Raw genomic sequence first — 11,003 nt, 5'->3', positions numbered from 1 at the left:
ACATCTGCTGCGACACGGCCGAGGTCGTCACATGCAGCGCCTCGGCCGTGTCGCAGCAGATGTCCAAGCTGGAGCGGGAGGTGGGCCAGCAGCTCCTCGCGAAGAACGGGCGGGGGGTGCGGCTCACCGACGCCGGCCGACTGCTCGCGGAGCACGCCGGGCGCATCCTGTCCCAGGTGGAGCTGGCCCAGGCCGACCTGGAGGCCCAACGGGGGCAGGTCGTTGGCGAGTTGAGGCTCTCGGCGTTTCCCACCGCCGCACGCGGCCTGTTCCCCACCGCGCTCGCCGCCCTCCGCGCCCAGCACCCCGCCCTCCGGGTCCGCTCCACGGAGCAGGAGCCGGAGCGGGGCATCGCGGGCGTCGTGCGCGGCGATCTCGATCTCGCCGTCGTCCTCGACTGGTACAACAAGCCGATGCCGCTGCCGGACGGCCTGGTGAAGGCGCCGATCCTGGACGACCCCGCCGATGTGGCGATGCCGGCCGGTCATCGGCTGGCCGGGCGCGAGGAGGTGGACCTCGGGGAGTTCGCCGACGACGAGTGGATCACCTGGGCCGAGGGCGAGTTCTGCCACGAGTGGCTGATGTTCACCCTGCGCTCCCGGAGCATCGAACCGATCATCGGCCACCGCGCCGCCGAGACACACACCCAACTGGGCCTGGTAGCCGCCGCCTTGGGCGTGTGCGTCGTACCCCGGCTAGGCCGCAACCCGATGCCCGCCGGAGTCGTCACCGTCCCCCTGAAACAGCGCGTCCGCCGCCACGTCTACGTAGTCTGGCGCGCGGACGCCGACCGCCGCCCCTCCATCCGCGCGGCGGTCAAGGCCTTGCAGACGGCGGCGGAGACGGTCGCCTGAAAGCCCCTCGGGGAGAGCAACTTCCCTACAGCGCCGCCAACTTGCGGAAGTCCCAGGACGTCAGTGTGTCCGGTGTCAGTCGTACCCACGCGTGTCGGCCGTCGTACGGCATCGCGTCCAGGCCGAAGTTCTTCTGTGCGAACAGCTTCTCCACGGCGACGAGTTCGGGGTGCGGCTCGCCCGTGCGCGGTGCCTCGCCCACGAACTCGACGGTTCCGGACAGCTCGACGCCCCGCAGCTCGTCGTAGGCGTGCCCGCCGTCGACCACCACCGCGACGCGCGGATCGCGGCGCAGGTCGGCCCAGCGCTTGCTGCGCGTGATCGAGTACAGCCACAGCGAGGTGCCGTCCCAGGCGAACCAGAGCGGGCTGACATGCGGGGCCCCGTCCGCGGAGACGCTCGCGACCCGGCAGGTGCGCTCGGTGGCGAGGAACTCGTCCAGTTCCTCGGGTGTCATCATGATCTTCCGGCCTCGACGCTGAGTGGCGGTCATGCGATCCCCTTCGGCTACGGCGCGAGCGGCGGGCGGCCGCTTCTGACGGTGGGTCAGGAAATTGGCCGGACGGTCGTCGGCCGTCTTCCATACGCACGCGATGCTCGTTACTGTCGCCCGCCCCGGCCGTCGACGACAAGGGAGAGCCATGCCGTCGCACGCACAACTCAGTGAGATCCTCGACACGGTGAGCACTGCCCTGCTCACCGTCGAATGTCAACAGGGCGTGGTCGGCCCGGACAGCGCGCTGCCCGAACTCGCCCTCGCGGCACGCTCGTCGGGCGCGCTCGCGAACGTGGCCCGACTGGTCGCCGCCGCACACGAGAGCGGGGTGCAGGTGATCCACGCGATCGCCGAACGCCGCCCGGACGGCCGCGGCGCCAACCGCAACGCCCGCCTGTTCCGCGCAGCCGAACGCCTCCCCGTGCAGCAGTTGTCGGGCACCACGGCGGTACGCGTGGCACCCCCGATCGAGGTCGCCGACGAGGACTTCGTCGTACGACGGCTGCACGGTCTGTCGCCGATCCACGGCACCGAAGTCGACGCGCTGCTAAGGAACTTGGGCTGCCGCACCCTGATCGTCACCGGCGTCTCGGCCAACGTGGCCATCCCCAACACGGTGTTCGACGCCGTCAACCGCGGCTACACCGTCGTCGTCCCCAAAGACGCCATCGCGGGGGTGCCCGCTGACTACACCCCCGCGATGATCCGCAACACCCTCGCATTGGTCGCTACGGTCGCGACCACGGACGAGGTGCTGGGCTGTCTGAAACGACCGCGCCGAGGCTGACCGTCAGGCCAGCGTGATGGAGGTCCCGGAGACGGTGATCTGCTCGGCGGGCAGCGCCTGGGTCGCGGGACCCTTCTTCACGCTGCCGTCCGTGACGGAGAACTCGCTCTGATGGCACGGGCACACGATGACGCCGTTGCTGATGCTGCTCACCGCGCAGCCCTGGTGGGTGCACTTCGACGAGAACGCCTTGTAGGTGCCCGCCGTCGGCTGGGTGACGACCACGCCCTGGCTGGCGAAGATCTTGCCGCCGCCCTCGGGGATGTCGGTGGTCTTCGCCAGCTCGGTGCCGCCCGCGTCACCCTGGGCGGTGGTCGAACCGGCCGTGCTGGTGGAGCTCGAGGTGTCCGACGAGGAGTCGTCGCTGGACGAGCACGCGGTCAGCGCGACGGCGAGTCCCGCCGCGCCGACCGTCGCCAACGCGGCGCGGCGGGACGGCGCTTTAACGGGTTCGATCGATTCGCTGGTCATGCTGACGTTCCTTCCATGGAAAGCATGTGTGGGTCTGCAAAGGGGTACGGGGTGCGGGTGACCGTCGTTCAGACGGTGTCGAGAGCTTGGCCTGATCGAGATCAGGTAGACGTAAAACGTCCCTGTCGTTCCGCTGTCGGCCATGCATAAGCCCTGACCAGGCACCGGCGAGATGTGCAGATGCACAAGGAAGTCATGCCGCGCATCTAGCCGTACCGACTAGTCGGTACTAGCCTCCGCCGAACGGATGGAGCCCCCACCTCCCGCCGCTTCCTTCGTCCCCGGCCGTTCCAAAGGGAGTCGTATGCCCTCCGCCTCCGCACCTCTCGACACACGAGGCTCCGGTGCCGACGCGCCCGGCGCCGGCGTACGCGGCTCGGTCACGCGGCTCTACCGCCGCGACCTGGCGGCGTATCCGGCCACCGGACGGCGCATGTCGTACCTGGCGATCGTGGTGGTCACGACCGTCGTGCTCTACTACATGCTCTACATCCAGTACGCGGTGGCGACGTCGATCATCACGCACTTCGACATGACATACCGCTACTTCGTCTGGGTCTCGGTCGTCGGCAACGCGGTCGGCGCCTTCGCCTCCCTCGTGGCCGGCCTGGCCGACCGCTGGGGACGCGCGAACCTCGTGGTCTACGGACTGCTCATCGCCGCGCTCCTGGTCTTCTTCGGCCTGCCCAACGCCGGTGACAAGACGACCTACTTGGTGCTGTTCGCCGTCGTGAGCTTCGTCGAGGGCATCGTGCTGGTCGCCACCCCGGCGCTGATACGGGACTTCTCACCGCAGCTCGGCCGCGCCACCGCGATGGGCTACTGGACCATGGGCCCGGTCATCGGCAGCCTGGTCGTCACCTCGGTGACCAGCAACACGCTCGACTCCGCCTCCTGGCAGGACGAGCTGCGCTACTCCGGGGCGGCCGGACTGGTCGTGTTCGTCGTCACCCTGTTCGCCCTGCGCGAGCTGTCCCCGGGGCTGCGCGACCAGATCATGGTGAGCCTGCGCGACCGGGCCCTGGTCGAGGCCCGCGCCAAGGGCCTGGACACGGAGGCGCTACGACGCGGCGAGTGGCGGCAGATGCTGCGCCTGGACATCCTCGGCTCCGCCTTCGCGATCGCGGTCTTCCTGCTGCTCTACTACTCCGCCGTCGGCAACTTCGTCGTCTACTTCTCGACCACCTTCGGCTACACCGAGCAGCGCACCAACGGCCTCGCCAACTGGTACTGGGCCGCGAACGCCCTCGCGCTGATCGTGGCCGGCCTGCTCTCGGACCGGCTGCTGGTGCGCAAGCCCTTCATGATCGTCGGCGGGATCGGCGCCATCGTCGCGACCGCGCTCTTCGCCTCCCTGGCCACCCACGCGAGCACCGGCTACTACACCTTCGCCTGGCTGTTCGTCGCGATCGGCGTGTTCAGCGGGGTCGCCTACGCGCCGTGGATGGCGAGCTTCACCGAGACGGTGGAGAAGCGCAATCCGGCCGCGACCGCCGCGGGTCTCGCCGTCTGGGGCTGGACGGTACGGATCGTGGTCGCCGTGTCGGCGGCCTTCATCCCGGTGCTCGTCACCTCCGTCACCCCGCTCGTCGAACACGGCGCCGAGGTCGCGGTGGCCCAGAAGCAGGCCGCCCCGGCGCTGGCCATCGTCGGCGCCCACCCCCAACTCTTCGCCGAACTGGGCAAGTACACGCCGACCACGACACCCCCCGCCCTGGCCGCCCAGGCGGTCAAGGAGGTCGGCGCCGCCGACCTGGCCGTCGTACAGAAGGCGCAGCCGCAGCTCAAGGTGCTCAACGAGTACGGGCCGAAGGTGCAGAAGGCCGTCAAGGACGGTCCCGGCGAGTGGCGCACCTGGTGGTGGATCTGCGTGGGCGGACAGGTCCTGTTCCTGCCCTTCGTGTTCGTGATGGCCGGCCGCTGGAGCCCGAGGAAGGCCCGGGAGGACGCCAAGGCCCACCAGGACGCCGTGGACCGGGAGTTGGCGGCGCTCACCACCAACTAGGCGCGGTCGGGACGCTCTTGTGACGGGAGCGCGGCGGGGCTCGTCCTCGCCGCACTCCCGTCACGGAGCACCGGACTCGTCTCGGCAGGTGACCACATTCGATCACTATGCTCACTTCATGAAGGAAGTCATCGCGACCCGCTACATCACACCCCTGCGGGAGGGCGGCTCACTGCCGGGACTCGTCGAGGGGGACGACCTCGGGACGTACGTCATGAAGTTCAGCGGCGCGGGGCAGGGCCGCAAGACGCTCGTCGCCGAGGTGGTGGTGGGGGAGCTGGCCCGTCGACTGGGCTTCAGGGTGCCCCGGCTGGTGACCCTCGACCTCGACCCCGTGCTCGGCCTCGGCGAACCCGACCAGCAGGTCCAGGAACTCCTGAAGTCCAGCGGCGGCTCCAACCTCGGCATGGACTTCCTGTCCGGCGCGCTCGGCTTCGACCCGCTCGCGTTCACGGTGAGCCCCGAGGAGGCCGGCCGGATCGTCTGGTTCGACGCGCTGGTCAACAACGTCGACCGCTCCTGGCGCAACCCCAACCTGCTGATGTGGCACGGCGACCTGTGGCTCATCGACCACGGCGCCACCATGATCTGGCACCACAACTGGCCCGGCGCCCAGACCTCCGCGGCCCGCCCCTACGACGCCGCCGACCACGCCCTCGCCCGCTTCACGCCGGACGTCGCCCGGGCGGCCGCCGAACTCGCTCCCCAGGTCACCGAGGAACTCCTCGCCGAGGTCACCGCCGAGATCCCGGACGTCTGGCTGACCGGCGAGCCCGGCTTCGACACCCCGGACCTCCTCCGTGAGGCGTACGTGGCACCCCTCCTCGCGCGCGTGCCCTCCCTCCACGAACGCATCAAGGGACTCCAGTGACCGAGCGCCACATCATCCGCCCGAGCGAGGCGAACACCCGGGACGTCTTCGAGTACGCCCTCCTGAGGGTCGTACCGCGTGTCGAGCGCGGCGAGTGCATCAACGCCGGAGTGCTCGTCTACTGCCGTGCCCGGTCCTACGTCGGCGCCCGCACCCATCTGGACGAGACGAGGCTGCTCGCCCTCGACCCGGACGCCGACGTGGCCGGAATCAGGGCCGCGCTGGGCGCCGTAGAAGGGGTGTGCGCGGGTGGGGACGCGGCCGGGCAGGCGGCGCTGGACGATGCCGGGCGGCGGTTCCGGTGGCTCATCGCGCCGCGGTCCACGGTGGTGCAGCCGGGGCCCGTGCACACCGGTCTCACCCTCGATCCGACGGCCGAGGCGGAGCGCCTGCTGGACCTGCTGGTGAGGTAATGGATCACACCTGGCCGCGCGCACGTTGACACCGAGTGCCAGGGCTTCTAGCGTCACGTCTGCCGAAGGTACTAAGCGGTCGCTCACCGACGGGCCGCGGTTTCAAGGGCGAGAGTCTCTCAAGGGCGAGGAGAACCAGGAATGTCCACCACTGAGCAGCGGGTCGCGATCGTCACCGGCGGGGCGCGGGGCATCGGCGCCGCCACCGCCGTACGCCTCGCGGCCGAGGGCCGTGCGGTCGCCGTGATCGACCTCGACGAGGCCGCCTGCAAGGACACCGTGGAGAAGATCACCGCGGCCGGCGGCAAGGCCCTCGCGGTCGGCGCCGACGTCTCCGACGAGGCGCAGGTCGAGGCCGCGATCACGCGGATCGTCGCGGAGCTGGGCGCGCCGACGATCCTCGTCAACAACGCGGGCGTGCTCCGCGACAACCTGCTCTTCAAGATGAGCGTCGCCGACTGGGACACCGTCCTGGGCGTGCATCTGCGCGGCTCGTTCCTGATGACCAAGGCCGTGCAGAAGCACATGGTCGACGCGGGCTTCGGCCGGATCGTGAACCTCTCCTCGTCCTCCGCCCTCGGCAACCGCGGCCAGGCCAACTACTCCGCCGCCAAGGCCGGTCTCCAGGGCTTCACCAAGACCCTCGCCATCGAGCTCGGCAAGTTCGGCATCACGGCCAACGCCGTCGCCCCCGGCTTCATCGCCACCGACATGACCGCCGCCACCGCCGCCCGCGTCGGCATGGGCTTCGACGACTTCAAGGCCGCGGCCGCGACCCAGATCCCGGTGCAGCGCGTCGGCGAGCCCGACGACATCGCCAACGCCGTCGCCTTCTTCACCAACGAGGCGGCCGGTTTCGTCTCCGGCCAGGTGCTGTACGTCGCTGGCGGACCGCTCAACTAGGGAACACCGGAACACGGGACACGGGACACGCGAAAAATGACTGAACAGTCTGAACTGCCTGAACTCTCCGGCAAGGTCGCCGTCATCACCGGCGCCAGCCGCGGCATCGGCTACGGCGTCGCCGAGGCGCTGCTCGCCCGCGGCGACCGGGTCTGCATCACCGGCCGCAGCGAGGACGCCCTCAAGGAGGCCGTCGAGGCCCTCGGCGCCGAGCGCGTCATCGGCGTCGCCGGCAAGGCCCACGACGAGGCCCACCAGACCGTCGTCGTCGAGCGCACGATGGAGGCCTTCGGCCGGATCGACTTCCTGGTCAACAACGCCGGTACGAACCCGGTGTTCGGCCCGATCGCCGACCTCGACCTCAACGTCGCCCGCAAGGTCTTCGAGACCAACGTCATCTCGGCGCTCGGCTTCGCCCAGAAGACCTGGCACGCCTGGCAGAAGGACAACGGCGGCGCCATCGTCAACATCGCCTCCCTCGCCGGCGTCTCCGCCTCGCCGTTCATCGGCGCGTACGGCGTCAGCAAGGCCGCGATGATCAACCTCACGCTCCAGCTGGCGCACGAGTTCGCGCCCGGCGTACGGGTCAACTCCATCGCCCCGGCGGTCGTGAAGACCAAGTTCGCCGCCGCCCTGTACGAGGGCCGCGAGGCGGAGGCCGCCGCCTCCTACCCGCTGGCCCGGCTCGGTGTGCCGTCCGACATCGGCGGCACCGCCGCGTTCCTGACGTCGGACCAGTCCGACTGGATCACCGGCCAGACCCTCGTCGTCGACGGAGGCATCCTCCTGAACGCCGGAGTCGGCTGACCGATCCGCCCGGGCGCCGATCCCTTTGCTGTTCCCTTGACGGAATCGGCGCCCGTGTCAGGACATAGAACGCGCACGGCGGAATGACAACGTCGTCATAAAAACGCTGCTCAACAGCCCCTCCCGAACCGCCTTTCCGGGCCGGAGAACTGCGGTACGGTCTGCCGACCCTTGGTACGGCGGATCGAGGAGCGTGCGTGTGTTCAACCGGAACCGAGGCCTGCGGACAGGCGCGGCGATCGCGTCGATATCCCTGGTGGCCGGATGCGGTGTGTTCTCGGACGGGAATCCCGACGACCGGGGTGCCATCGTCGTCGGGACCACCAGCGCCCCCAGCACCCTCGATCCGGCCGCTTCCTGGGACGGCTCCTGGGAGCTGTTCCGCAACATCTACCAGACCCTCCTCGCCTATCCCTCCGGCGCGACCACGCCCGAGCCGGACGCGGCCAAGAGCTGTGATTTCACGGACAGTTCGAACACGACGTACCGCTGCGAACTCCGCGCGGGCATGAAGTTCGCCGACGGAGACACCCTCGACGCCCAGGCCGTCAAGCACTCCATCGACCGCATCCGGCAGATCAACGTGTCGAGCGGTCCGGCGGGCCTGCTCGGCAGCCTCGACCGGGTACAGGTGACCGGCGACCGCGAGGTCGTCTTCCACCTCAACAAGCCCGACGCCACCTTCCCGTTCGTCCTCGCCACCCCGGCCATGTCGATCGTCGACCCCGACGACTACCCCGCGCACTCACTGCGCAAGGACGGCAAGGTCTACGGCTCCGGGCCGTACACCCTGAAGTCGTACGACGACGGCAAGCAGGCCCAACTCGTCCGCAACGACCGCTACAAGGGCTTCGCCGACCGCCGGAACAGCGCGGTCACGATCCGCTACTTCCAGGACTCCGGCACCATGGTCAAGGCCCTGCGGGACGGGAAGATCGACGTCACCTACCGGGGCCTCGCCGCCGACGACATCATCGCCCTCCAGGGCCGCGCCTCCAAGAGCCTGCAACTGGTCGACGGTTCCGGCACCGACATCAACTACCTGGTGTTCAACCCCAAGGACAAGTGGGCCGGGAACCTCGCCGTCCGCAAGGCCGTCGCCCAGGTGGTCGACCGCGGGGCGATCACCCACAAGATCTACCGCGACACCGTGGACCCGCTCTATTCGATGGTCCCGAAGGGCCTCACCGGCCACACCACCGCCTTCTTCGACGACTTCGGCGACCCCAGCGTCCCCAAGGCACGCAAGATCCTCACCACAGCGGGCATCACCGAGCGCGTCCCCCTCACCCTCTGGTACACGAGCGATCGCTACGGCTCCGAGACCGCCCTCGAGTTCAAGGAACTCAAGCGGCAGTTGGACGACTCCGGGCTCTTCACGATCACCTTGAGGAGCCGCCCCTGGAAGACCTATGTGACGGGCTACCAGAAGGGCGAGTACCCGGTGTTCGGGCGCGGCTGGTTCCCGGACTTCCCCGACGCCGAGAACTTCATCGCGCCCTTCGTGGGGCAGCAGAACGCCCTCGGTACGCCCTACCTGTCGACCAGGATCACCGACGTGCTGCTGCCGGAGTCCCGCCGCGAGAGCGACCGGGCCGACGTGGTCAAGGAGTTCGAGGACGCCCAGCAGATCCTGGTGGACGACGCGCGGCTGCTGCCGCTGTGGCAGGGCCGGCAGTACGTGGCCGCGAGCGACGACGTCTCCGGCGGGGAACAGTCCCTCGACCCGTCGACGATCATGATGATGTGGCAGCTGTACCGCAAGACCAGCTGGTGAGGCGGCTCGGGGCGGCCGTTGTCAGTGGTCGCCTGTAGGTTCTGGGACATGGAAGCGGCCGCACTCCGCGCTCGCTCCGCATCGCAGTCGCCGCACACGGTAAGGAAGTTGACGTGACCGACATCTCCATGCTCCCCGAGTCCTGGCGCGGGGTCCTGGGCGACGAGCTTCAGCAGCCCTACTTCAAGGAGCTGACCGAGTTCGTCGAGGAGGAGCGGGCGAACGGACCGGTCTTCCCGCCGCGCGAGGAGGTCTTCGCCGCCCTGGAGGCGACGCCGTACGACCAGGTGAAGGTGCTGATTCTCGGTCAGGACCCGTACCACGGCGAGGGCCAGGGCCACGGCCTGTGCTTCTCGGTCCGTCCCGGCGTGAAGACCCCGCCCTCCCTGCGGAACATCTACAAGGAGATGAAGGAGGAGCTGGACCTCCCGGTCCCGGACAACGGCTATCTGATGCCGTGGGCCCAGCAGGGCGTCCTGCTGCTCAACGCGGTGCTCACGGTCCGCTCCGGCGAGGCCAACTCCCACAAGGGCAGGGGCTGGGAGAAGTTCACGGACGCGGTGATCCGCGCGGTGGCCGACCGTCCGGACCCGGCGGTCTTCGTCCTGTGGGGCAACTACGCGCAGAAGAAGCTCCCCCTGATCGACGAGGAGCGCCACGTGGTGGTCAAGGGCGCGCACCCCTCCCCGCTGTCGGCCAAGAAGTTCTTCGGCTCCCGCCCGTTCACCCAGATCGACGAGGCCGTCGCCCAGCAGGGCCACACCGCGATCGACTGGCGCATCCCGAACCTGGGCTGACCTCACCGGGGCCGGTGCGGGGCCGCCTGACGGGGATTGTCAGTGCCTCCGGTTAGCGTCGACACGGACAGCTGGACCAGCTGAGGTGTGGAGGACGCTGTGACGGAGCGACAGGAGCAGGCGGCGCCGGACGCTCTGCTGACGCGGATCGGACAGATCGTCATGCTGCACCACGGCGGCGACCGCGAGGAGGCCCGGGACCGGCTGCTGGGCCTGTGGGTCGAGCTCGGCGAGGACGGCGACCCGCTGCACCGCTGCACCCTGGCCCACTACCTGGCCGATACCCAGGACGACCCGACCGATGAACTCGCCTGGGATCTGCGGGCGTTGTCGGCGGCGGACGAGCTGACGGACGGGCGGGACGCGGGGGACACCGCCCGGGAGGGGGCGAGCGCGGTGCGCGCCTTCTACCCCTCCCTGCACCTCAATCTCGCCGCCGACTATGTGAAGCTCGGCCGCTCCGACGCCGCCCGCACCCACCTCGACCGCGCCCGGGGCGCCTGCGCGGTCCTCGCCGACGACGGCTACGGCAACGGCGTGCGGGCCGCGATCGGCCGGCTGGAGCTGCGGCTCGACACCGAGGAGGGCACGGCGGGAGACGGCACCTGGGGGCCGCCGAGACAACGGCCCTAGGGTTTCCGCGACGTCAACGGCCGTATGTCTGACCGCAGATGATCGACTGCGGGCTGTCCTTCTGCCAGCCGCCGTACTTCCTGCCCAGGGCGCAGACGTCCGACGTGTTCTTGGGTACCGACCTGACCACGTCCGGGATGTCCGCGCTCGGCTGCCGGGGGTGGCGCGGCTTGGGATGTGGGTGGGGAT

At 69.5% G+C, this 11,003-nt stretch carries 12 protein-coding genes; 10 read left to right on the top strand and 2 right to left on the bottom strand.

The window, feature by feature from the left end; all coding sequences use genetic code 11:
* Positions 1-2: 2 nt before the first annotated feature.
* The gene (locus JHN63_RS40210; protein WP_307782100.1) at positions 3-854 is read left to right on the top strand and encodes a LysR substrate-binding domain-containing protein; all 852 of its coding nucleotides are present in this window, start codon (positions 3-5) and stop codon (positions 852-854) included.
* A gap of 25 nt (positions 855-879) precedes the next feature.
* Here the strand turns inward: JHN63_RS40210 and JHN63_RS40205 are convergent, their stop codons facing one another.
* Positions 880-1,347 carry a pyridoxamine 5'-phosphate oxidase family protein gene (locus JHN63_RS40205; protein WP_200690061.1) on the bottom strand — a complete coding sequence of 156 codons (468 nt, stop codon included), beginning with the start codon at positions 1,345-1,347 and terminating at the stop codon, positions 880-882.
* 148 nt (positions 1,348-1,495) lie between these two features.
* On the opposite strand from JHN63_RS40205, the gene JHN63_RS40200 reads away from it, so the two are divergent.
* Positions 1,496-2,137: a cysteine hydrolase gene (locus tag JHN63_RS40200; RefSeq protein ID WP_200690060.1), complete on the top strand. Its 642-nt coding sequence runs from the start codon at positions 1,496-1,498 to the stop codon at positions 2,135-2,137.
* Positions 2,138-2,140: 3 nt separating this feature from the next.
* Here the strand turns inward: JHN63_RS40200 and JHN63_RS40195 are convergent, their stop codons facing one another.
* Positions 2,141-2,608, bottom strand: a complete 468-nt coding sequence (locus JHN63_RS40195; RefSeq protein ID WP_200690059.1) for a Rieske (2Fe-2S) protein — start codon at positions 2,606-2,608, stop codon at positions 2,141-2,143.
* Between the two features lie 304 nt (positions 2,609-2,912).
* Between JHN63_RS40195 and JHN63_RS40190 the strand changes: the two genes are divergently transcribed.
* From JHN63_RS40190 to JHN63_RS40155, 8 genes are all read left to right on the top strand, one after another.
* Positions 2,913-4,613, top strand: a complete 1,701-nt coding sequence (locus tag JHN63_RS40190) for an MFS transporter (RefSeq protein ID WP_200690058.1) — start codon at positions 2,913-2,915, stop codon at positions 4,611-4,613.
* A gap of 118 nt (positions 4,614-4,731) precedes the next feature.
* Positions 4,732-5,484: a HipA family kinase gene (locus JHN63_RS40185; RefSeq protein WP_200690057.1), complete on the top strand. Its 753-nt coding sequence runs from the start codon at positions 4,732-4,734 to the stop codon at positions 5,482-5,484.
* Complete coding sequence (locus JHN63_RS40180) at positions 5,481-5,897, top strand: DUF3037 domain-containing protein (protein WP_200690056.1); 417 nt, start codon at positions 5,481-5,483, stop codon at positions 5,895-5,897. The genes JHN63_RS40185 and JHN63_RS40180 overlap by 4 nt, the downstream gene beginning before the upstream one ends.
* Positions 5,898-6,038: 141 nt before the next feature.
* Positions 6,039-6,800 carry a 3-oxoacyl-ACP reductase FabG gene (gene fabG, locus JHN63_RS40175; RefSeq protein WP_019059411.1) on the top strand — a complete coding sequence of 254 codons (762 nt, stop codon included), beginning with the start codon at positions 6,039-6,041 and terminating at the stop codon, positions 6,798-6,800.
* 36 nt (positions 6,801-6,836) lie between these two features.
* Entirely contained in the window at positions 6,837-7,607 is a 771-nt protein-coding gene (locus JHN63_RS40170) for an SDR family oxidoreductase (protein ID WP_200690055.1), read from the top strand.
* Between the two features lie 199 nt (positions 7,608-7,806).
* Positions 7,807-9,384 (top strand): ABC transporter substrate-binding protein, encoded by a 1,578-nt coding sequence (locus JHN63_RS40165; protein WP_200690054.1) that lies wholly within the window; start codon positions 7,807-7,809, stop codon positions 9,382-9,384.
* Between the two features lie 113 nt (positions 9,385-9,497).
* Positions 9,498-10,181: a uracil-DNA glycosylase gene (ung, locus tag JHN63_RS40160; RefSeq protein ID WP_200690053.1), complete on the top strand. Its 684-nt coding sequence runs from the start codon at positions 9,498-9,500 to the stop codon at positions 10,179-10,181.
* Positions 10,182-10,280: 99 nt separating this feature from the next.
* Positions 10,281-10,814, top strand: a complete 534-nt coding sequence (locus tag JHN63_RS40155) for a tetratricopeptide repeat protein (RefSeq protein WP_200690052.1) — start codon at positions 10,281-10,283, stop codon at positions 10,812-10,814.
* Positions 10,815-11,003: the final 189 nt, after the last annotated feature.

The organism is Streptomyces sp. MBT65 (genome assembly GCF_016612545.1).
In the GTDB taxonomy this organism is placed as follows: domain Bacteria; phylum Actinomycetota; class Actinomycetes; order Streptomycetales; family Streptomycetaceae; genus Streptomyces.
This window is presented reverse-complemented; position numbering and strand designations above follow the sequence as displayed.

Excerpts from the sequence above, each read along its gene's own strand:
- JHN63_RS40205 (WP_200690061.1), bottom strand. The coding sequence starts at position 1,347 with ATGACCGCCACTCAGCGTCGAGGCCGGAAGATCATGATGACACCCGAG.
- JHN63_RS40200 (WP_200690060.1), top strand. The coding sequence starts at position 1,496 with ATGCCGTCGCACGCACAACTCAGTGAGATCCTCGACACGGTGAGCACT.
- JHN63_RS40195 (WP_200690059.1), bottom strand. The coding sequence starts at position 2,608 with ATGACCAGCGAATCGATCGAACCCGTTAAAGCGCCGTCCCGCCGCGCC.
- JHN63_RS40190 (WP_200690058.1), top strand. The coding sequence starts at position 2,913 with ATGCCCTCCGCCTCCGCACCTCTCGACACACGAGGCTCCGGTGCCGAC.
- JHN63_RS40185 (WP_200690057.1), top strand. The coding sequence starts at position 4,732 with ATGAAGGAAGTCATCGCGACCCGCTACATCACACCCCTGCGGGAGGGC.
- fabG (WP_019059411.1), top strand. The coding sequence starts at position 6,039 with ATGTCCACCACTGAGCAGCGGGTCGCGATCGTCACCGGCGGGGCGCGG.
- JHN63_RS40170 (WP_200690055.1), top strand. The coding sequence starts at position 6,837 with ATGACTGAACAGTCTGAACTGCCTGAACTCTCCGGCAAGGTCGCCGTC.